The following is a 21627-nucleotide window of genomic DNA, read 5'->3' on the forward strand; positions in this document are numbered from 1 at the left end:
CCAGAAGTTCCCTCATCTGATAGCGCGGCCGCGTTAGTCGGTCACGATCCTGACGCCTATCTTGCTGACCTGATTGCCCTCCATTTCGGCAATGGTCCAGGTCAGGCCGTCCCATTCCACCTGGTCGCCGATCACCGGTTCACCGCCGATCAGCTGAATGACGAACTGCCCCAGCGTCTGTTGCTCGTCGACATCGTCTTGCAGATTGAGGCCATAAACCTGCGAGATGTCGCTTAAACGGGCGTCGGATTGCAGGATAAAGTCGCCGAAGAAGCGTTCGTCTAGCGTCACGGCTGGCGCTTGGCTAAACAGTTTGCCGAGGATCGGCAGATCGTGCTCATGGCCGATAACGCACAGGATATCGTTCTCGCGCAGCCGGGTACTGCCGCTAGGGTGCAGTAGCTCTTTGCCGCGGAACAGGGCGGCGATGCGGGTATTGGGCGGCATTTTCAGCTCGCGCAGCGCGGCGCCGACGCACCAGTTTTCCGCCGAAAGCTGATACACAAACTGTTCCCACTGGTTTTCCGGGTGCACGTCCAGCCCAACGCGGGAGATCGGCGTCAGCGCCGGCGGCACGATCACCTTGGCCTTTTTGGCGGCGAAAGACAGCGTGGTGCCTTGCAGCAGCAGGGAGACCAGCACCACGAAGAACGCCACGTTAAAGAACAGCTGGGCGTTGGGCAGCCCGGCCATCATCGGGAACACCGCCAGGATCACCGGTACCGCGCCGCGCAGGCCAACCCAGGAAATAAAGCCGCGTTCGCGCAGGGTAAAGCTGCGGAACGGCAGCAGGCCGATAAACACCGACAGCGGGCGTGCGAACAGGATCATCCACAGCGACAGCAGCAGGGCAGGGATGGCGATCGGCAGCAGCTCATGCGGGTTGAGCAGCAGGCCGAGCACCAGGAACATGCCGATCTGGCTGAGCCATGCCAGGCCATCGAAGGTTTGCACGATGCCGTGACGGTTGCGAATTGGACGGTTGCCCAGCAGCAGGCCGCACAGGTACACCGCCAGAATGCCGCTGCCGTCCAGCGCGGTGGTCAGCGCGAAAATAAGAATGCCGCCGCTTACCGCCAGCAGCGGGTAGAGGCCGTCCGCCAGCTTGATGTGGTTAATCAGCGTCAGCAGCAGCCAGCCGCCGCCGAGACCGAAGACGATGCCCATGCCGAACTGCTGCATCAGATGCAGCGGGAAGGTCCAGCTCAGCGCGGTTTCCCCGGCGGCGATCATCGCAATCAGCGTGATGGTGAGAAATACCGCCATAGGATCGTTGCTGCCGGACTCGATCTCCAGCGTGGCGCTGACGCGTTCGTTCAGCCCTTTGCCGCCCAGCAGCGAGAATACCGCGGCGGCGTCGGTAGAACCGATGATGGCGCCGATCAGTAACCCCTGCAGCAGATCGAGATTGAACAGCCAGGCGGCGGCCATGCCGGTCAGGCCGGCGGTGATCACCACGCCGACGGTGGCGAGAGACAGTGCCGGCCACAGGGCCACGCGGAATGAGCTGACCCGGGTGCGCATGCCGCCGTCGAGCAGGATCACCGCCAACGCGAGGTTGCTGACCAGATAAGCGACCGGGTAATTGCTGAAGACGATGCCACCGGGGCCGTCAACGCCGGCCAGCATGCCGATCGCGAGGAAGATCACCAGGATCGGAATGCCGAGCCGGGAAGAAAATGAGCTGAGCAGAATGCTTGCCCCCACCAGCACGGCACCGATGACGAACAAGCTGTTAATGGTGCTGGCATCCAAAATATCGTTCTCCTGAGGCTGGGGGATAGGGGACTCTGCGCGTATTTCGATGATAACGTGTTTAGTGGGTAAAACGCCAAGGCTGATTGCGAAAACAATCGATCAATTATTACCCTTTGGTGCGATTAAACTAAGAAAGTGAGGGGAAGAGGTGAAGTTCTGCCTTTTATCCAACATTATCAGGCTGCTGTATTTCGGTTTTGGCAACAATGCCGGGTTTGCACGGCGGGAAAAACCATTAAGCCCGCGCAGGCAGGCTTAATGGTTTGCAGGCGCGGTAGGGTTAATGGTCGAGCGATTCCAGCGACCGTTTGATCAGCTCGGTGGCCAGTTTGCGTTCCGCTTCGGAAATGCCGTCGAGATTGAAGTTGGAGAGCTCAGCGACCAAAACGCTGCGTTCTTTACCGCTGATCGAAGCATCCAGCGCGGACAGCAACCTGCTGAGGATCTTCAGCAGGGTGGCGTTTTCCGCTACGGCTTCCTGAGCCTGGGTATTTTTATCGGTCATTCAAAATCCTCTCTGTCGTGACGGAAGGGAGAGACAGGTAACGCCATCGAATCAATCAAGCGATCGCGCAGCCCTTCGGGGGTTGAGCCCAATCACTACCGTAAGGCAGGGATCCGGATTTCTACTTATGCATTGCAGTTATAACGGCCATGTTATCTATGCCGCCGTATCACTTTGCCTTAACGGACGACGTCAAGCTGAACAATGTGTGCTCTGCATGCAAACGACCAGTATAGGCTTTTTGCGCGGCGGTAATATGACAGAAAACCCCTGCAAACATTCAGGTTTACAGGGGCCAGGTTTATTGCGGCTTGCCGGAGAACAGGAAGCGCAGCACCGGGATGCGTTTGTGCAGCTCATATAAAGCGAAGGCCAGCGAGAACACAAACAGCAAGCCCAGCAAGAACCCCAACAGGTTGTTGCCGATATAAGGCGTCACGAAAGCGCCATATATCAGGGTCAACGGATGGTGCACCAGATATATAAACAGCGAGGCGTTGACCAGATAGGTGATGCGCGGCGAGTGATAATTCAGCAGGTTATGCCCGAAAGAGAACACCACATTGGTCATCAGGATCCCCATTAGGGTTTTGATCACCACTTCCAGCTCGAACATATAGCTGCTGTGCGCCAACAGTTTCTGGTTCAGCATATATGCGATAAACAGCAGCAGCGAGCCGAGCAGCGCCAGCGGCGAACGGCGCAGAAAAATCTCTTTAAGCCACACATACTTAAACGCATAGGCGCCGAGGATGAAGAACGGCAGGTAGAACATCGTCTCCATCACCACGAAATTGAACAGGCCATTGGATAATAGCTGCGGCGCGAAAATTAAAATAATACGGTGCGCGGCCGAATAGCATACCGCATAAATAAAGAAACACAGTGAGATGTTTCCTAATCCACGCATTCTGTTGATTAACGCTGGAATAGGCTCGCGTGTTTGACGCTTGATTTTGCGGAACAGATAAAAGCAGGCGAAGGTTAACAATGACAGGGTCAATAAGAACCACAGATGAGACACCAATTCCCAAACTGTTACATTTATTTTCTGATAGAGAGAAAACTCGTCCCAGCCGTTTAATTTATCGGTGAAATATTTCAGCATGAAAAATTGCGGCACCGTAATTAGCGGGATGGAGCTCAACAGCGGGATCGCCACCCGCTCCAGCCTGACCTTCAGCCACTGATGGCGCTCGTAACGTTCGTAGAGCATGTAGGAGAAGTAGCCGGAAATCACGAAGAACACCTGCATGCGGAAGGCGTGGATGAAGTCGTTCAGCACCGTGAGTGAGAAGGAGGGCGACGCGCTGTTCACCGCCCAGACGTGGCTGGAATAAATCAGGGAAAGGTGAAACGGAATGCCGAGCAGCATCAAATAGGCTCGGATCGAATCGAGGAAAAACTCGCGCTGTTTGCTGCCTTTAGTCATAGATTACCGCTGGTGATTTAATCGGGTGCTCATTAACACGCTTAATAAGTCGTCAAACGTTAAATTGTTATCCGGAACCCTACTATAGCCCCTCGCATTTTTCCATAGCGTCTTGTTGCGCGGCTTGCTACGCTGGTGCTCCATCAGCTGCTTAAACAATGAGCCGTAAACATGAACCATCCATTTATCATGTTGTCGGAAAGCTGAGTAATCCATTAATATGGATTTAAATGATTTGAGCACACGAATAGGGGGGGATGTGCTAGTTAATATATTATCCGGACAACCACGCGCCGCGAGCGTTCGTTGGTTAGGTGCTACCGTATTGTTCACGCTGTTCAGTTCGCCGGCATGGGCCTTTTCTATTGATGATGTGGCCAAGCAGGCGCAGGATCTGGCTGCGAAAGGTTTCGAAGCCCCGAAGAGCAACCTTCCTTCTCAGTTCCGCGAGATGAAGTTCGCAGACTATCAGCAGATTCAGTTCAATCACGATAAAGCCTATTGGAGCAAGCTGAAAACCCCTTTCAAGCTTGAGTTTTATCATCAGGGGATGTATTTCGATACGCCGGTGAAAATCAACGAAGTCACCTCTACCAGCGTAAAACAGATCAAGTACAGCCCGGATTACTTCAACTTCGGCTCGGTCAAACACGATCCTGAATCAGTGAAGAACCTCGGCTTTGCCGGCTTCAAGGTGCTCTACCCGATCAACAGCGCCGACAAAAACGATGAGATTATGAGCCTGCTGGGCGCGAGCTATTTCCGCGTGGTGGGTAAAGGGCAGGTTTACGGGCTTTCCGCTCGTGGCCTGGCTATCGATACCGCTTTGCCTTCCGGCGAAGAGTTCCCGCGTTTCCGCGAATTCTGGGTTGAGCGTCCGAAGCAGGGCGACAAACACCTGGTGATCTACGCGCTGCTGGATTCCCCGCGCGCCACCGGCGCTTACCGTTTCACGGTGATCCCGGGCCGTGACACCACCGTGGACGTCGAGTCCAAAGTGTTCCTGCGCGATAAGGTGGGCAAATTGGGCCTGGCGCCGCTGACCAGCATGTTCCTGTTCGGCCCGAACCAGCCGTCGCCGACGCTGAACTACCGCCCGGCGCTGCACGATTCCAACGGTCTGTCTATCCATGCCGGCAACGGCGAGTGGATCTGGCGTCCGCTGAACAATCCTAAACACCTGTCCGTCAGCACCTATACCGTTGAGAATCCGAAAGGCTTCGGTCTGCTGCAGCGCGGTCGCAACTTCAAAGAGTACGAAGATCTGGACGATCGTTACGATCTGCGCCCGAGCGCCTGGATCGAACCGAAAGGCGACTGGGGCAAAGGCAAGGTCGAGCTGGTGGAGATCCCAACGGCGGATGAAACCAACGACAACATCGTCGCGTTCTGGACGCCGGATACCTTGCCGGAAGCCAAAAAACCGCTGACGCTGAGCTACCGTCTGAACTTCACCCGCGATGAAGACAAACTGCATTCGCAAGACATCGCCTATGTGGCACGGACCATGCGTTCGACCGGTGACGTGAAGCAGTCCAACCTGATCCGCGAGCCTGACGGCAGCGTCGCCTTCCTGGTCGATTTCGTCGGCCCGGTGCTGAAAGCGCTGGACGCCAATACGCCGGTCGCTTCTCAGATCAGCATCGGCGACAACGGTGAAATGGTAGAAAACAACGTCCGCTATAACCCAGTGACCAAAGGCTGGCGCCTGACGGTGCGTCTGAAAGTGAAAGACGACAAGAAGCCGGTAGAAATGCGCGCGGCGCTGGTCAATGGCGATAAGACACTGTCGGAAACCTGGAGCTATCAGCTACCTGCCAATGAATAAGCCTACTCAACCCGCCCAGGATTATCTTGCGGCGCTGCCTCTGACCGCCGAGCGGTCGGAGGCGCTTACCCCTAAAACGGCGGATGACGCTCAGGCTCTGGAGGCGCTCCATCGGCAGATGGGCGCCGCCGACGCCAACGTCAATAGCTTGTCGGCGGATGACGTGGCGCTGGCCTCGGTCAAACCGCGCATCGAAAGCGCCTGGCCGGATGCGGTCAGCGATGACGACTTCGATACCGACGCCGAAGGGCGCGCCATTCTGAAGGCGACGCCGCCGATCAAACGCACCACCATGTTCCCGGAAGCCTGGCGCACCAACCCGGTGGCGCGCTTCTGGGATTCTCTGCTGGGGCGGTCGCCGCACAATCGGCACGCCACCAAAGAGGAGGCCGAGGCCGAGAACCGCTGGCGTACCGTCGGCTCCATGCGCCGCTATGTGCTGCTGGTGCTGATGCTGGTGCAAACCGGCATCGCCACCTGGTACATGAAAACCATCTTGCCTTACCAGGGCTGGGCGCTGATCGATCCTATCGCCATGCTGGACCAGGATCTGATGCAGTCGGTGCTGCAGCTGCTGCCGTATGTGCTGCAAACCGGCATTCTGATCCTGTTCGCCGTGCTGTTCTGCTGGGTCTCGGCCGGTTTCTGGACCGCGCTGATGGGCTTCCTGCAGCTGCTGATCGGCAAGGACAAATACAGCATTTCCTCCACCATCAAGGGCGATGAGCCGATCAACCCGGCGCACCGCACCGCGCTGATCATGCCGATCTGCAACGAAGACGTCGAACGCGTGTTCGCCGGCCTGCGCGCGACCTATGAGTCCGTCGCCGCGACCGGTCAGCTGGAACACTTCGATATCTACGTGCTGAGCGACAGCTACGATCCGGACATCTGCGTGGCCGAGCAAAAGGCGTGGATGGAGCTGTGCCGCGATGTCGACGGCCACGGCCGCATCTTCTATCGCCGCCGTCGCCGCCGCGTCAAACGCAAGAGCGGCAACATCGACGACTTCTGCCGTCGCTGGGGCGGTGAGTACAGCTACATGGTGATCCTGGATGCTGACAGCGTGATGAGCGGCGAATGCCTCACCGGGCTGGTTCGCCTGATGGAAGCCAACCCGAACGCCGGCATCATCCAGTCCGCGCCGAAGGCGTCCGGCATGGATACCCTGTACGCGCGCGTGCAGCAGTTCGCTACTCGCGTTTACGGGCCACTGTTTACCGCCGGTCTGCATTTCTGGCAGCTGGGCGAGTCGCACTACTGGGGCCATAACGCCATCATCCGCGTGAAGCCGTTTATCGAGCACTGTGCGCTGGCGCCGCTGCCGGGCGAGGGCTCCTTCGCCGGTTCTATCTTGTCGCACGACTTCGTTGAAGCGGCGCTGATGCGCCGCGCCGGCTGGGGTGTGTGGATCGCTTACGATCTGCCGGGCAGTTACGAAGAGCTGCCGCCGAACCTGCTGGACGAGCTGAAACGCGACCGTCGCTGGTGCCACGGCAACCTGATGAACTTCCGCCTGTTCCTGGTGAAGGGCATGCACCCGGTGCACCGCGCGGTGTTCCTCACCGGCGTGATGTCCTACCTGTCGGCGCCGCTGTGGTTCATGTTCCTGGCGCTCTCCACCGCATTGCAGGTGGTGCATACCCTGATGGAGCCGCAATACTTCCTGCAGCCGCGGCAGCTGTTCCCGGTCTGGCCGCAGTGGCGGCCCGAGCTGGCGATAGCGCTGTTCTCCACCACGCTGGTGCTGCTGTTCCTGCCGAAGCTGCTCAGCATCGTGCTGATCTGGGCCAAGGGGGCGAAAGAGTATGGCGGCGCGTTCCGTTTGTTCATTTCGATGCTGATGGAAATGCTGTTCTCGGTGCTGTTGGCGCCGGTGCGCATGCTGTTCCATACCGTGTTCGTGGTGAGCGCCTTCCTCGGTTGGGAAGTGGTGTGGAATTCGCCGCAGCGTGACGACGACGACACGCCGTGGGGCGAAGCGTTCCGCCGCCATGGCTCGCAGATGTTGCTGGGCCTGGTGTGGGCCGGCGGCATGGCGTGGTTGGATCTGCGTTTCCTGTGGTGGCTGTCGCCAATCGTGTTCTCGCTGATCCTGTCGCCGTTCGTGTCGGTGCTGTCGAGCCGCGCGACGCTGGGCATGAAAAGCAAACGCGCCAAGCTGTTCCTGATCCCGGAAGAGTACAATCCGCCGCGTGAGCTGCTGGCGACGGAAGAGTACCTGCATCTCAACCGCAACCGCGCGTTGACCAACGGCTTTATGCACGCGGTGGTCAACCCGTCCTTCAACGCGTTGGCGACGGCGCTGGCGACGGCGCGTCACCACCTGCGCGCGACGCTCGATCGCAATCGCGAGGAGCGGGTAAACGAAGCGCTGCAGCTGGGGCCGGAGAAGCTGGTGAAGGGCAAGCGTCTGGAACTGCTGAGCGATCCGGTCATGCTGGCTCGTCTGCACCAGCGCGTCTGGCTGCTGCCGGAAGGCGCCGCCTGGCGTGAACACTACCAGCAGTTGCCGCACAACCCGCTGGCGCACCCAACGGGTCGGCGTTAATCGCTTAGCGGCAACGCTTAGACGGGGAATGCGCACGGCGCGTTCCCCGTTTTTTTTACCTTTTGCCTGAGCGCGCCGGTGCCGGTGAAAAAAGGGAACTGTGATAGACTGCGGCCGATGCGTTGTTCACTCGCGAAACAACCCCTTTCTCAGAGTCAATGTCGTGAAGCTCTCTTCCTACTTTCGCCTGGCCTGCGTGACGGCCGGCGTGATGGCCCTAACCGGCTGCGGCAGCATCATCAGCCGCACCGTGCCCGGCGCCGGGCACGGTCATCAGTATTATCCCGGCGTGCAGTGGGATCTGCGCGATACGCCCTGGCGCTACGTCACGGTGATAGACGTGCCGCTGTCGATGGTGGTGGACACCTTTATGCTGCCGTTCGATGCGCAGCATGGCCCCTACGAGTAACTTCGTTCAGCGGGTGGCGAACACCACCAGCTGATAGCCTTTCTGCCCGCAATGGAAAGGTGCCAGCGCCGTCATCCCCAGCCCTTGCACGTGAGCGGCCAACGAATGCGGATTGTCGTCGTCGATAAACAGTGCGCCCACGTCGTAATCATGGCGGGTGTGCGCTTTGACTGCGGCGTAGAGGCGCTTTAATACGCCTTTGCCGCGCCAGGCCATGCTGAGGCAGACCGGGCCGTAGAGAAATACCCGCTGCTCACGCAGCGGCCGTCCGGCGAATGAGTGCGTGGCGAGCGTCGCCAGCATCGCATCCACCACCGGCGGCCGCGGCTGCGCGTCGGCGGGCATCAGGCAAACGAACCCCGCCAGTTGGCCCTCCTGTTCCGCCACCCATATGCCGATGCCGCGGTTGATCGCCGTCAGCTGCGCTTCATTCATGCGCGATACGATAAATCCCTGCCGTTTTTGGCGCTCATCGAGCGCTTCCGGCACGTTTTCCGCCTGCAGCTGCAAAATGGCGGGGTAGTCGGTGGGGCGGGCCTGGCGAATGTTCATGCTGCCTCCTTGGCGTTCAAAGCGTCGTGCGGGTTAACGTTCATCCCACTCATCGGCGGCGGCCTGGCCTTCTTCGGTATCCAACGGCGGCTCGAGCTGGAAGTCGCCTTCCTCCCATTCGTACAGGGTGTTTTCGTCTATCCACTCGGCGGTGATTTCCACCTCGTCGTAGTCACCGTCGAAGATCGCCTGCGCCGCCGCACCGCTGCGCAGCGTCAGGCATTCCACCGCCTCGCCTTCTTCTTCGAAGAACTCCGCCTGCCACATCGTGTCGCCATCCTGCATCACGTACTTTTGCAGATTGAACTGCTGCGGCACCGGCGGTTCGTCACCGCCGCCGCCTTCGGCGGTGTCGAGAAACTCTTCGCGTGCGGCCTCGATGGCTTCTTCCAGGGTTGCATACAGGCTCATGTTCGCCTCCGTTGGCAATGAGAGTAAAGCGTCCGGCGTGCTGCCGGCGCGGTGGGGGAAACGTCAAAACTAATTGTTGTCTCACTGGCGCAGGATGCAAATTTTTTTGTTGTCCGCTCTGCGACGACGGTTGTCCGCAAAGCGGGAGAAGCAGGCGCGGAGGCGGGAAATAATGACGGTATCGTTCACTCAGGCATCAGGAGAAGCCCATGTTAATCGACCCTTCAAGCAAATACCGACCGTTCCCGCCGGTGACGTTACCGGATCGCCAGTGGCCTTCGCGTACCCTGCGACAGGCGCCGCGCTGGTGCTCCAGCGATCTGCGCGACGGCAACCAGGCGCTGGCGGAGCCTATGGATAACGCGCGCAAGCGCGAGTTCTATCAGCTGCTGTTGCAGTGCGGTTTCAAAGAGATTGAGGTGGCTTTCCCTTCGGCGTCGCAAACGGACTTCGACTTTGTGCGCGCCCTGATCGACGAGCGGCTGATCCCGGACGATGTCACCATTCAGGTGCTGACGCAGTCGCGCGACGATCTGATCGACCGCACCTTCGAGGCGCTGCAGGGGGCGCCGCGGGCTATCGTGCATCTGTATAACGCCACGGCGCCGATGTTTCGCGACATCGTGTTCCGCCAGGATAAGGCGGCTACCGTGGCGCTAGCGGTGAACGGCGCGCGGCGCATTCGCCGGCATTGCGAGGCGCAGCCTGATACCGTCTGGTGCTTCGAATATTCGCCGGAAACCTTCTGCTTTACCGAATTGGCGTTCGCGCTGGAGATCTGCGAAGCGGTGGCGGATGTTTGGCAACCGGGGGCACAGCGGCCGATGATCATCAACCTGCCGGCGACGGTGGAGGTGAGTACGCCCAACGTGTATGCCGATCAGATCGAATGGTTCTGTCGCCACTTCAGCCGTCGCGCTGATGTGACGATCGGCGTGCACCCGCATAACGATCGCGGCACCGGCGTCGCCTGCGCCGAGCTGGCGCTGCTGGCCGGCGCCGATCGGGTCGAAGGCTGCCTGTTCGGCAACGGCGAGCGTACCGGCAACGTCGATCTGGTCACGTTGGCGTTGAATCTCTATACCCAGGGCGTGGCGCCGGGCCTGGACTTCAGCCGCTTGAAGCAGGTGGTGGAGGTGGTGGAACAGTGCAATCAGCTGCCGGTGCATCCTCGCCATCCTTATGCCGGCGAATTGGTGTTTACCGCCTTCTCCGGATCGCATCAGGATGCGATCAAGAAAGGCTTCGCCGCGCAACGGCAGCGGCAAGATGGCTGGTGGCAGGTGCCTTACCTGCCGCTCGATCCCGCCGATGTCGGCTGCAGCTATGAGGCGGTGATCCGGGTTAACAGCCAGTCCGGCAAAAGCGGCGCCGCCTGGCTGTTGGAGCAGAACCATGGGCTGGCGCTGCCGCGCGGTTTGCAGATTGATTTCAGCCAGGTGGTCCAGCGGGCGACCGACGGCAGCGGTAAGGAAATGAGCGTCGCGCAGCTGTGGCGCTTATTCCGCGACACTTACGGGCTGGTGGAGCAGCCGCGCTTGCAGCTGTTGAGCTATCAAACGGAAAGTCACGGCGTGGAAGCGTACAGTTTCAACGCGCGAGTCGCCTGGCAGGGGGAGCCTCTGCAGCTGCAGGGGGCCGGCAACGGCCTGCTTTCCAGCGCGGTGGATGCGCTGCGCCAACGCTTCGGTTTGCCGTTGGCTATCGAAGATTACCACGAGCATACGCTGGGGCATCAGAGCGACAGCCGAGCGGTGGCTTACATTCGCTGCGTTTTGCCGCACGGCGAGGCGAGCTACGGCGTTGGCATCGACGTCGACTCCGCCAGCGCTTCGCTGCAGGCGTTGTTCAACGTCGCCGGGCGCTATCTGGCGTCAACGTCGGCGCGGCCCGGCTGAAATAGTCGCTGGGCGCTACCCCCAGCACCCGGCGAAACATGGCGCTGAACGCGCTGGGGCTGTCATAGCCGAGATCCAGCGCCACTTCCAACACCGAACGTCCGATCGCCAGCGCGTTCAGCGCCGCCAGTAAACGGGCGCGTCGCACCCAATCGCCAAAACGCAGCCCGGTTTCTCGCTGGAAGCGCCGCGACAGGGTGCGTCCGCTGACATTGAGGCGTTCGGCCGCCTGTTCCAGCGTCCAGGGCTGCGCCAGCGTGACCTGAATATGGCGGCACAGGGCGAGCAGCGAGGCCTCGCGCGGTTCGGGCAGGTGCAGCGGCAGGCTCGGCAGCACCCGTAATTCATCCAGAATCAACTCCATGATGCGCTCGTCGCGCCCGCCGCTGGGGTAGCCGGGCGCAATCTCCATCGCGCTGATAATCAGCTCGCGCAGCAGCGGCGACACCTGCACCACCTGGCACTGAGCCGGCAGATCGGCGCGCGCCAGCGGATCGATGAATAACGTCCTGGCCGCTACCTGGCCGGTGATGCGTAGACTGTGCACCACTTTCGCCGGTACCCAGACGCCGCGGCCGGGCGGCACCACCCAACTGCCGAGCCGGGTAGTGACCTGCACCACGCCGCTCAGGCTGTGGATCAGCTGCGCGCAGTTATGGTAGTGCTCCGGCTCGCTGTCGCCATGATGATAATCCCTGGCTAACGGCCGGACAGGCTGATCGGGCGGCAGAACGTCGTGAAAAAATAGCATCGCTGGCGCCCTCCGCGCGGCAAAAGGATAAGACCAAACAGCATGCCATGCGGCGTTATTTCACGCCAGCCTGTGGCTTTGTGTGCGAATACTTTATAAAATAATATTATATAATTTTATATATTGATGGAGGAGCAATGGATATTGACGCGATGCGTAAGGCGGCGACGCAGGCCGGCACGATGCTGCGTACCCTGGGCAACGAAGATCGGCTGCTGCTGCTGTGCCGGCTCAGTCAGGGCGAGATGGCGGTAAGCGAGCTGGCGCAGGCGCTGGATATCCGCCAGCCGACGCTGTCCCAGCAGCTTGGCGTGCTGCGGGAGGAAGGGTTGGTGTCCACCCGGCGCGCCGGCAAGCAGATTTACTATGCGGTGGCCGATGCCAAAGCGCTGGCGCTGCTCCATACCCTGTATCAGCTTTATTGCCCACAACCGGAGAACCGCGATGACCATTGACTGGCAACACTTCACGCCTTATTCCGCGCTGGCGGGCGGGGCCATTATCGGCGGCGCGGTGGCGCTGCTGCTGCTGTTCAACGGCCGGATCGCCGGCATCAGCGGCATTACCGGCGGTGTATTGAGTGCCGGTGGCCAGGAGCGGGGCTGGCGCGCCGCATTTATTGGCGGGTTGCTGCTCTCTCCCTGGCTGTATGCTGCCGCTGCGGCTTTGCCGTCCGGTGAGATCGCGGTCGGCAACGGTGGGCTGGCGGCCGCAGGGCTGTTGGTGGGATTGGGCACTCGATTGGGCAGCGGTTGCACCAGCGGGCACGGCGTGTGCGGCGTCGCACGGTTGGCGCCGCGTTCGCTGGCCGCCACGGCGGTGTTTATGCTGCTGGGCTTTATGACCGTGTGGTTGATGCGCCACCTGGCGGGAGGTTGAGAATGCTTAAAACGCTGTTGGCGCTGCTGAGCGGCGTCATTTTTGGTCTGGGGCTGATCGTCGCCGGCATGGCCAATCCGGCCAAAGTGTTGGCGTTTCTCGACGTTACCGGCGCGTGGGATCCCTCGCTGGCGTTGGTGATGGCTGGTGCGATCGCGGTGGCGGCGCCGGCCTTCCTGTGGGCGAGGCGACGAGAGCGTAGCCTGTTGGGGGAAACGCTGCAGATCCCGGCCGCCGGGCGTCTGGATCGTCGTTTGCTGGCGGGCAGCGCGCTGTTCGGCATCGGCTGGGGTATCGCGGGTATTTGCCCCGGCCCAGCCTGGGTGTTGGCCGGGGCGGAGATAAGCCGGGTATGGCCGTTCCTGCTGGCGATGCTGGCGGGCATGGCGCTGTATGACGTTATCATGAGGAGGAGGAGGACATGTCGATAGCCAAAGCGGTGTTGCGCATCGCGCGCCCGACCGATCGGTTGCAAGAGATTGCTACGCTGTATTGCCGCGGGCTGGGGTTCGAAAAGCTGGGCGAGTTTGTCGATCATCAGGGGTTCGACGGCATGATGATCGGGCATCCGCAGCATGCCTACCATCTGGAGTTCACGCAGCATCGCGGGGTACGGGTCGGGCAGGCGCCGACGCAGGATCATCTGCTGGTATTTTATCTGCCGGATGAGAACGAATGGCGGGCCGCGTGTGAGCGGATGCGGGCGGCAGGGTTCTTAGCGGTCGCCGCCTATAATCCCTATTGGGATCGGGCGGGGCAAACCTTTGAAGATCCTGATGGCTACCGGGTGGTATTGCAGCATCAGGCCTGGCAGGCATAAAAAACCGACGCATCGAGCGCCGGTTTGCGAGATAAAACGGGCTATCCGTCAGGCGTTGGTCGCCGGTTTTTGCGCGCTCTTGGACTGGGTATTTTCCAGCATGCGGCGAATCGGCACGATCAGCACGATAAGCACGGCGGCGCAGATCAGCAACGCGACGGAGCAGCGGGCGAACAGATTCGGCAGCATATCCAGTTGGTCGGCCTTGACGTGACCGCCGATCAGACCGGCCGCCAGGTTGCCCAACGCGCTGGCGCAGAACCACAGCCCCATCATCTGACCGCGCATTCTCTCCGGCGCCAGCAGCGTCATGGTGGCCAGCCCGATCGGGCTCAGGCACAGTTCACCCAGCGTCAGCATCAGAATGCTGCCCACCAGCCACATCGGCGATACGCCGGCGCCGCCGTTGCTCAGCACATTCTGCGCGGCCAGCATCATCAGGCCAAAACCGCCGGCGGCGCACAGGATGCCGATCACGAACTTGGTGATGCTGCTCGGACGCACGTTATTGCGCGCCAGTGCAGGCCAGGCCCAGCTGAAGACCGGCGCCAGCAGGATGATGAACAGGGCGTTGATCGACTGGAACCATACCGCCGGGATCTCGAAGTCGCCGATCATGCGATTGGTGTAATCGTTGGCGAACAGGTTAAACGAGGTCGGTTTCTGTTCAAACGCTGACCAGAAGAACGCGGCGGAGATCAGCAGGATGAAGCACACCAGCAGGCGTGCGCGCTCTTTGCGGCTCAGGCCGGCAAAGGCGAACAGATAGATGAAGTACAACGTGACCGACGCGGCGATCACGTACACCAGCACGCTGGCCACCTCGACCGGATTGATGACGATAGTGCCTTGGGCGATCAGCACGATGACCGCCACCAGGATGGCCGCCAACGCCAGCAACCAGGCGCCGACGCCTTTTTTCTTCGCGACCGGGCTGTTCCAGGTGGAGTCAAGGCCCACTTCGCGGTCATAGCGTTTCATCGCCGGGACGGCGAACACCCGGAAGATCACCAGTGCCACCAGCATCCCGATACCGCCGATGCCGAAGCCCCAGTGCCAGCCGTGTGACTTGATCAGCCAGCCGGAGATCAGCGGGGCGATGAACGAACCGATGTTGATGCCCATGTAGAACAGCGAGAAACCGCCGTCGCGACGCGCATCGCCTTTCTTGTATAGCGTACCGACCATCACCGAGATACAGGTCTTGAACAGGCCGGAACCGAGCACGATGAACATCAGGCCGATGAAGAACAGATTGGTGCCCATCACTGCGGACAGCGCGATCGACAGGTGGCCGAGCGCGATCAGAATCGAACCGTACCAGACGGCCTTGCGTTGGCCGAGCCAGTTGTCTGCCAACCAGCCGCCCGGCAGCGCCGCCAGGTACATGCTGCCGGCGAAGATGCCGACGATCGCCGACGCGTTCTCGCGCGCCAGGCCCAGGCCGCCGTCGTACACCGTGGCGGCCATAAACAGGATCAGCAGCGGACGGATGCCGTAGAACGAGAAGCGCTCCCACATTTCGGTGAAGAACAGAGAACCCAGCGGATAGGGATGGCCGAAGAAGGTCCGGCTTTCTGACTTATTGACAGAGGATTGCATAACGATTTCCCAATAAAAGGCGCTGCAAGGCTGCAGCCCGTACTGTGGTATGTATGTGTATTTAATGAAGGCGATCCGCCCAATGCGGATTACCCGACAAAACCGCGGCTGCAACGCTGATAAACCGTGGAAAGCGTGCTGACCTTTTCTTCACTTGGCCGATGGTTCACATCTGGCGTGATATTATTTAACCATTTGATAACTGGTCGTTGGTTTTGTCTAGTACCTGTATCCCATTTTTTAGACGAAAAGTCGACAAGCATCTCCTTTTCTGGTTTTTCTGTTGGTTGTGACAGGAATATGATTGACAGCGGGTTTTATGCGCTGAAAGTTAATTATTTGTTTATAAACAAGATGTTGCATTAAGAAGGTTCTGAGTTAGGTGAAAATTCACCGGCGGCGAGAAAGCATTATTAAAAATAGGGGAAACGCGCCGTTGATCCGGCCAATGGCGAAAGCTGGCGATAAATGCAGCTATTGCTCTTCCTGCAGCGTATCTTCCCGCATATAGCCCGGCCGTCGTCGCAGACACCACCAGGAATAGCCGGCGTTGAACAGCACCACCAGCGCGGTGACGCCGAAGACCGCGCGAAAACCGTAACCGGCGGAGACTGCGGCGCCGAGCAGCGGGCCGCTAACGTTGCCGACGTCGCGGAACGACTGGTTATAGCTGAAAATACGGCCGGCCACCTGATTGGTGCAGTTATAAATCAACAGCGTCTGTACCGCCGGCAGCAACGCGCCGTCGGCCGCCCCCAGCAGAAAACGCAGCACCCCGAGTTGCCACGGTGTTTGCACGAACGCCATCGGGATCAGCAGCAGCACCGAAACGATCAGCATGAACACCAGTATGCGTTCCGGGCCGATGCGATCGCCCAGCTTGCCCAGCCGCGGGGCGCTCATCAATGCCGCGACACCGGGCACCGAGGCGATCAGCCCGCTGATAAACGCCAGATTGTGGGTGGCGCCGGCCAAATCGCGCACATACAGCGTCAGGATCGGCGCGATCGAGCCGGTGGCGATCTGGATGATCATGGTGGTGACGAACAGGCTGAGCACCAGCTTCGGGTTTTTCAGCGAAGCGAACACCTGCTTTGCGTGCAGCATGTCGCGCTTTTGCACCGGGGTGAATTGTTCTTTGACATACAGCAGCGTCAGCACGAAGCAGACGAACAGCACCGCGGCGGTGATATAAAACACCGGGCGCAGGCCGTATAAATCGGCCAGCAGTCCCCCGATCAGCGGGCCGATCAGCGCACCGCCGACGCCGCCGGTGGACAGGGTGCCGAGCGCCCAGCCGCTGCGGTTGCGCGGCACCTGGGTGGCGATCAGCGCGTTGGCGTTGGGAATGAACCCGCCGAGCAGCCCCAGCACCGCACGCAGCGCGAGAAACTGCCAGACCGTTTGCGCCATGCCCATCAGCGCCATGACGATCGCCATACCGAGCGCCGAACGCAGCAGCATCAGTTTGCGGCCGCGTCGATCGGCCAGGGCGCCCCAGAACGGTGCGGCGATAGCGGAAAACAGGAAGGTGATGCTGAACAGCAGACCGGACCACATGTTGAGCGCCTGATGGCCGGTAACGCCCAGCGTCTCTACGTACAGCGGCAGAAACGGCATCACCAGGCTGAAGGCGGCGCCGGTGAGAAAACATCCCAGCCAGGCGACGAAAAGATTGCGTTTCCAGTTAACGGGTTCTGCTGCCGAAGCCATAAATGTCCACTGCCGAAAGGTGACGCGTTTTGCCGGTGGCGAGATGATGGGGCAAAACGTGAAAGTTAGCGTGGTAAGTATGCGCCGCAGGCGCGGCGACGGCAAACGAGGGGACGCAGATAGGGCAAAAAATGAAATAAAGTTTTAAAAATGGCGTTTAAACCTTATTCCGCGCTTGGCGCGCGGAATTTACAGCGTTTTATAGTCCGGCCAGCGCCTCGAAACCGGCGGCGGTGGTGGTGGCGCTAAAGTCGGTGACCTCGTAGTGGGCCACGGCGTTGAACGGATCTTCGGCCAGGATGGCGTCCAGCCGAGCACGCTCAATGCCTTTGGCCAGGATCACGCCGCCGGTGCGGGGATTCTTGCGGCCGGAGGCGACGAAGGTGCCGTCCTGAAAATATTTCTTAAGCCAGGCGATGTGCCCGTCAAGGTGGCTGTCGACGTCGGCGATCGGGCGATGGTAGGTCAGGCTGACAATGTACATGGCGGCTCCAAGGGTGGCGGCAAAAGCATTACCATCCCACCCTCGCCGGCGATTCTCAAGGGGCGCGCAATAAAAAACCCGCCGGCGGCGGGTTTGCGTGATCAGTACAGCGAAGGCTCGCCTTCCGGGCGGGTCTTGAAGCGGCGGTGCAGCCACATGTATTGGTCCGGCGCCATCAGGATCTCTTTTTCCACCACTTTATTCATAAAGGCGGCGGCGTCGAGTTCGTTGTCCAGCGGGAAGTTTTCCACCGCCGGCTGCATGATCAGCTCATAGCCTTTGCCGTCCGGCAGGCGACGCGGGGTGAACGGAATGATCGCCGGTTTGCCCATCCGCACCAGCACGTAGCTGCCGGTGGTGGTGGCGGCTTTATCCACCGCGAACAGCGGCACGAAAACGCTGCTGCGCGGGCCGTAGTCGTGATCCGGCGCATACCAGATGATATCGCCCTGTTTCAGGGCGCGGATCATGCCTTTGACGTCTTTACGATCCAGCATCGATTTGTTGGAACGCATCCGGCCCCAGGTTTGCAGCCAGTCCATCAGCTTGTTGTCGTGCGGGCGGTAAACGCCGATGCCCGGGTTGTGAATGCCGAAGATGCGCGCGCCCAGCTCCAGCGTCAAAAAGTGCAGGCCAATCAGCAACACGCCCTGATGGTTGTCGCGCGCTTTTTGAATGTGCTCCAGGCCGCTGACCTTGAACCAGCGCTCGATGCGCCAGTTCGGCCAGAACCACGCCATGCCGGTTTCAAACAACCCCATGCCGACCGATTCGAAATTCTTTACCACCAGCGCATCGCGTTCAGCCTGCGGCATGTCGGGAAAACAGAGTTCGAGGTTACGTTGGGCGATAACGACGCGTCGCTTGAGAAAGCGCATGGAAAATCGCCCGATCGAGGTGCCGAGCCAGTAGATGACGGGATAAGGCAGCAACACCAGCAGATACAGCAAGCCGATGCCTACCCAGGTCAGCCAGTAGCGCGGGTGCAGTAAGGAGCGATTGAAAGTAGGAACTTGAGTCATGGGTTCTCTGTTTTAATACGGTTGTTTAAGTGTAATGACAGAGTCATAGCATGGTCTGACGGCCGGGTGGGCTCGGTCGCTAGGTTCGTTTCTGCCGATTGTTTGCGACTATTGTGGCATTTTTCTGACGATCCGGGAAAACACAACGCATTAAAATCCCTTTTTGGGCGTTAAATATGCATCGAATGCCGAATTTTTCCACAATTTTTCCTGCCAAAAGCCCATGGCGATATCCTTATCAGGAAGGTCAATACGGTGGCATCCGGGATGAGTGCGCGATGCAGGTATGCGCACGCGAGCGCCAGGGCTGCGCGGCGGCGGTTTTTCGGGTATGATGTGCGCCGCGCGCGGGCCGGCTGGCTGCGCGCGGTAATCAGTCACCTCCCGAAAGACAGGAAAGTACACCATGCCAGTGTTACATAACCGAATTTCTAATGAGGAACTGAAGGCGCGCATGCTGGCGGAAACCGAGCCGCGCACCACAGTTTCTTTTTACAAATACTTCTCCATCGACGATCCCAAGGCGTTTCGCGACAGCCTGTACGTTCAGTTCGAAAAACTGAAGGTGTTCGGCCGCATCTACGTGGCGAAAGAGGGTATCAACGCGCAGATCAGCGTGCCGCAGCATAACTTCGACGCGTTCAAAGCCGCGCTGTTCGCCTCGCACCCGGCGTTGGATCAGGTCCGCCTGAATATCGCGCTGGAAGACGACGGCAAATCCTTCTGGGTGCTGCGCCTCAAGGTGCGCGAGCGCATCGTGGCTGACGGCATCGATGACGAGAGCTTCGATCCGAGCAACGTCGGTGAGTATCTGCAGGCCGATCGCGTCAATCAGATGATCGACGATCCGAATACGGTATTCGTCGATATGCGCAACCACTATGAGTACGAAGTCGGCCATTTCGAAAACGCCATCGAGGTGCCGTCGGATACCTTCCGCGATCAGCTGCCGATGGCGGTGGAGATGCTGCAGGACAGCAAAGACAAGAATATCGTCATGTACTGCACCGGCGGCATTCGCTGTGAAAAAGCCAGCGCCTATATGCTGCACAACGGCTTTAAAAACATCTACCACGTGGAAGGCGGGATTATCGAGTACACCCGCAAAGCGAAAGAACAGGGGTTGCCGCTGAAGTTTATCGGCAAAAACTTCGTGTTCGATGAGCGTATGGGTGAGCGCATCTCCGACGATGTGATCGCCAACTGCCACCAGTGCGGCGCACCGTGCGACACCCATACCAACTGCAAGAACGACGGCTGCCATCTGCTGTTCATTCAGTGCCCGAGCTGCGCCGCCAAGTTTGAAGGATGCTGCAGCGAGATTTGCCGCGAAGAGCTGAAGCTGCCGCGCGAAGAGCAGCGCGCGCGCCGTGCCGGCCGCGAAAACGGCGTCAAGATTTTCAATAAATCGAAAGGATTGTTGCAGACCACGATGCACATTCCGGCACCGGAAGAAGAAGGCCCAGCCCGCTGAGCCTGAGGAACCGACAAGCCCGGCCGCCAAGCCGGGCTTTTTTTTTATTTCTCGCGCACGCCTTCTACGGAGATGATCAGCTCAACGTCTTGCGACGCCGGGCCAAGATCGGTGGTGATGCCGAAATCTTTCAGCTTGATCTTGCCGTTGGCTTCAAAGCCGGCGCGGTAGCCGCCCCACGGATCGTTGCCCTGGCCAATCAGTTTGGCATCGAGCGTAACCGGTTTGGTGACGCCGTTCAGCGTCAGGTTGCCGACCACCGCGTAACCGTCGCCGCTTTTCTTCACTTCGGTGGATTCAAACTTGGCTTGCTTGTTCTTCTCCACGTTGAGGAACTCGGCGCTGCGCAGGTGCTTGTCGCGCTCGGCGTGGTTGGTGTCGACGCTGGCGGTATTGATGGTCACGTTGACCTTGTCCTTGGACGGATCTTTCTCGTCGAAGGTGAAGCCGCCGTCGAAGTCTTTAAAGCTGCCGTACAGCCAGCTGTAGCCCAGGTGCTGGATGCGGAATTCGATAAAGGCGTGTTGGCCTTGTTTATCGATCTTGTAGTCTGCCGCCAGTGCGGAACCGGCGCTCAGCAGCAGGGCGCCTGCGGTCAGGCCCAATACGGTCTTTTTCAACATAGCAATCTCCATAAATCCAAAGGTTAATCGGCGCTGCTACCCAGCATCCGTTTCAAAGTGACATCACGATCGATAAAGTGATGTTTAAGCGCGGCCAGCCCGTGCAGTATCGAGAGCACTACCACGGCCCAGGCCAGGTAAAGGTGTATGGCGCCGGCGGTGTCGGCCTGTTCCGCCATGCCGGTCACGGTGGCGGGCACGTTGAACCAGCCGAACACGCTGATCGGTTGGCCGTCTGCGGTGGAGATCAGATAGCCGCTGATCAGAATGCCGAACAACACGGCGTACAGCGCCAGATGCGCGAGAATGGCGCTGACGCGAGTGAGGCGGCCATAGCTGGCCAGCGGTTTGGGCGGCGGTGAGACAAAGCGCCAGACCACGCGGATCACCATCACGATGAACAGCAGCGTGCCGATGCTTTTGTGGATCTCCGGCGCCTGATGGTACCAGACGTCGTAATAGCCCAGCGTGACCATCCATAGGCCGAGTGCGAACATGCCGTACACCGTCAGCGCCACCAGCCAGTGGATCAACACTGACACATGGCCGAAACGATCGGCGGTATTTTTCCAGAGCATCCTGTTTCCTTCGATTACCGATTGGCTGGCTGCAATAATTAAACTTTAGGAAACATAAAATCAATAATAAATTTAACTATGTTACTACTTTGAAATATTAGTCAGTGAATTTGTTCGAGATGTTCGGAGTTAATCAGATAAATCGTTGGAGATAATATTATTTCGCTCACGAGAGGTTCATGCTAGTCATTGAAAAATGGGGCTATTATCTATTAATGTCAGCTTTTGTCATTTTACGTAAACCCCTCGTGAGTTGCCCGGCGAGATTATTTGTTGGCAAAGGTTATGCCTATTTATTGCGGCGCAGGGCAGGGCGGAAAGATTAACTTTGTCGAAC

At 59.3% G+C, this 21627-nt stretch carries 21 protein-coding genes; 9 read left to right on the forward strand and 12 right to left on the reverse strand.

Annotated elements, in window-relative coordinates:
• Window positions 1-33: 33 nt before the first annotated feature.
• From HWW83_RS03000 to mdoC, 3 genes are all read right to left on the reverse strand, one after another.
• Window positions 34-1755 (reverse strand): potassium/proton antiporter, encoded by a 1722-nt coding sequence (locus HWW83_RS03000; RefSeq protein ID WP_004927894.1) that lies wholly within the window; start codon window positions 1753-1755, stop codon window positions 34-36.
• A gap of 283 nt (window positions 1756-2038) precedes the next feature.
• Window positions 2039-2263: a hypothetical protein gene (locus HWW83_RS03005; protein WP_033642653.1), complete on the reverse strand. Its 225-nt coding sequence runs from the start codon at window positions 2261-2263 to the stop codon at window positions 2039-2041.
• A 301-nt stretch (window positions 2264-2564) separates the two neighbouring features.
• Window positions 2565-3695: a glucans biosynthesis protein MdoC gene (mdoC, locus tag HWW83_RS03010; RefSeq protein ID WP_047026307.1), complete on the reverse strand. Its 1131-nt coding sequence runs from the start codon at window positions 3693-3695 to the stop codon at window positions 2565-2567.
• A gap of 259 nt (window positions 3696-3954) precedes the next feature.
• On the opposite strand from mdoC, the gene mdoG reads away from it, so the two are divergent.
• From mdoG to HWW83_RS03025, 3 genes are all read left to right on the forward strand, one after another.
• A complete protein-coding gene (gene mdoG / locus HWW83_RS03015) occupies window positions 3955-5523 on the forward strand; it encodes a glucans biosynthesis protein MdoG (RefSeq protein ID WP_169539530.1) in 1569 nt (522 codons plus the stop codon).
• Window positions 5516-8074, forward strand: coding sequence for a glucans biosynthesis glucosyltransferase MdoH (gene mdoH / locus HWW83_RS03020; protein ID WP_033642657.1), 2559 nt, complete (start codon window positions 5516-5518; stop codon window positions 8072-8074). Before mdoG ends, mdoH begins: the two co-directional genes overlap by 8 nt.
• A gap of 163 nt (window positions 8075-8237) precedes the next feature.
• The gene (locus HWW83_RS03025; protein ID WP_033642658.1) at window positions 8238-8483 is read left to right on the forward strand and encodes a YceK/YidQ family lipoprotein; all 246 of its coding nucleotides are present in this window, start codon (window positions 8238-8240) and stop codon (window positions 8481-8483) included.
• Window positions 8484-8489: 6 nt separating this feature from the next.
• Here HWW83_RS03025 and HWW83_RS03030 read toward each other — a convergent pair whose 3' ends face one another.
• The gene (locus tag HWW83_RS03030; protein WP_033650724.1) at window positions 8490-9035 is read right to left on the reverse strand and encodes a GNAT family N-acetyltransferase; all 546 of its coding nucleotides are present in this window, start codon (window positions 9033-9035) and stop codon (window positions 8490-8492) included.
• Between the two features lie 33 nt (window positions 9036-9068).
• Window positions 9069-9446 carry a MysB family protein gene (locus tag HWW83_RS03035; RefSeq protein ID WP_015377419.1) on the reverse strand — a complete coding sequence of 126 codons (378 nt, stop codon included), beginning with the start codon at window positions 9444-9446 and terminating at the stop codon, window positions 9069-9071.
• A gap of 209 nt (window positions 9447-9655) precedes the next feature.
• Between HWW83_RS03035 and leuA the strand changes: the two genes are divergently transcribed.
• Window positions 9656-11344 (forward strand): 2-isopropylmalate synthase, encoded by a 1689-nt coding sequence (gene leuA / locus HWW83_RS03040; RefSeq protein ID WP_046686841.1) that lies wholly within the window; start codon window positions 9656-9658, stop codon window positions 11342-11344.
• Here the strand turns inward: leuA and HWW83_RS03045 are convergent.
• The gene (locus HWW83_RS03045; RefSeq protein WP_103101172.1) at window positions 11295-12095 is read right to left on the reverse strand and encodes an AraC family transcriptional regulator; all 801 of its coding nucleotides are present in this window, start codon (window positions 12093-12095) and stop codon (window positions 11295-11297) included. The genes leuA and HWW83_RS03045 overlap by 50 nt on opposite strands.
• Before the next feature lie 137 nt (window positions 12096-12232).
• Here HWW83_RS03045 and HWW83_RS03050 point away from each other — a divergent pair, with 137 nt between their 5' ends.
• The 4 genes from HWW83_RS03050 to HWW83_RS03065 are packed head-to-tail and all read left to right on the forward strand — an operon-like array spanning window position 12233 to window position 13794.
• Complete coding sequence (locus HWW83_RS03050) at window positions 12233-12550, forward strand: ArsR/SmtB family transcription factor (protein ID WP_033642663.1); 318 nt, start codon at window positions 12233-12235, stop codon at window positions 12548-12550.
• Window positions 12540-12974 (forward strand): YeeE/YedE family protein, encoded by a 435-nt coding sequence (locus tag HWW83_RS03055; protein ID WP_033642664.1) that lies wholly within the window; start codon window positions 12540-12542, stop codon window positions 12972-12974. The genes HWW83_RS03050 and HWW83_RS03055 overlap by 11 nt, the downstream gene beginning before the upstream one ends.
• A 2-nt stretch (window positions 12975-12976) precedes the next feature.
• A complete protein-coding gene (locus HWW83_RS03060) occupies window positions 12977-13405 on the forward strand; it encodes a YeeE/YedE family protein (RefSeq protein ID WP_033650730.1) in 429 nt (142 codons plus the stop codon).
• Window positions 13396-13794, forward strand: coding sequence for a VOC family protein (locus HWW83_RS03065; RefSeq protein ID WP_047026302.1), 399 nt, complete (start codon window positions 13396-13398; stop codon window positions 13792-13794). The genes HWW83_RS03060 and HWW83_RS03065 overlap by 10 nt, the downstream gene beginning before the upstream one ends.
• A gap of 48 nt (window positions 13795-13842) precedes the next feature.
• Here the strand turns inward: HWW83_RS03065 and HWW83_RS03070 are convergent, their stop codons facing one another.
• The 4 genes from HWW83_RS03070 to HWW83_RS03085 form a co-directional block, all read right to left on the reverse strand.
• Window positions 13843-15396 (reverse strand): peptide MFS transporter, encoded by a 1554-nt coding sequence (locus tag HWW83_RS03070; RefSeq protein ID WP_042784184.1) that lies wholly within the window; start codon window positions 15394-15396, stop codon window positions 13843-13845.
• A gap of 474 nt (window positions 15397-15870) precedes the next feature.
• The gene (gene mdtG / locus HWW83_RS03075; protein WP_046686848.1) at window positions 15871-17109 is read right to left on the reverse strand and encodes a multidrug efflux MFS transporter MdtG; all 1239 of its coding nucleotides are present in this window, start codon (window positions 17107-17109) and stop codon (window positions 15871-15873) included.
• A 199-nt stretch (window positions 17110-17308) separates the two neighbouring features.
• Window positions 17309-17593 carry a YciI family protein gene (locus HWW83_RS03080; RefSeq protein WP_033642669.1) on the reverse strand — a complete coding sequence of 95 codons (285 nt, stop codon included), beginning with the start codon at window positions 17591-17593 and terminating at the stop codon, window positions 17309-17311.
• 101 nt (window positions 17594-17694) lie between these two features.
• On the reverse strand, window positions 17695-18615 hold the full coding sequence (locus HWW83_RS03085; RefSeq protein WP_025159951.1) for a Kdo(2)-lipid IV(A) acyltransferase: 921 nt from the start codon (window positions 18613-18615) through the stop codon (window positions 17695-17697).
• Between the two features lie 406 nt (window positions 18616-19021).
• Between HWW83_RS03085 and trhO the strand changes: the two genes are divergently transcribed.
• Window positions 19022-20089: an oxygen-dependent tRNA uridine(34) hydroxylase TrhO gene (trhO, locus tag HWW83_RS03090; RefSeq protein ID WP_033638032.1), complete on the forward strand. Its 1068-nt coding sequence runs from the start codon at window positions 19022-19024 to the stop codon at window positions 20087-20089.
• Between the two features lie 44 nt (window positions 20090-20133).
• Here the strand turns inward: trhO and HWW83_RS03095 are convergent, their stop codons facing one another.
• The gene (locus HWW83_RS03095; RefSeq protein WP_016928208.1) at window positions 20134-20712 is read right to left on the reverse strand and encodes a YceI family protein; all 579 of its coding nucleotides are present in this window, start codon (window positions 20710-20712) and stop codon (window positions 20134-20136) included.
• Window positions 20713-20735: 23 nt separating this feature from the next.
• Complete coding sequence (locus tag HWW83_RS03100; RefSeq protein WP_046686849.1) at window positions 20736-21290, reverse strand: cytochrome b; 555 nt, start codon at window positions 21288-21290, stop codon at window positions 20736-20738.
• Window positions 21291-21627: the final 337 nt, after the last annotated feature.

Origin of the sequence: Serratia ureilytica (assembly GCF_013375155.1) — a bacterium.
GTDB lineage: Bacteria > Pseudomonadota > Gammaproteobacteria > Enterobacterales > Enterobacteriaceae > Serratia > Serratia ureilytica.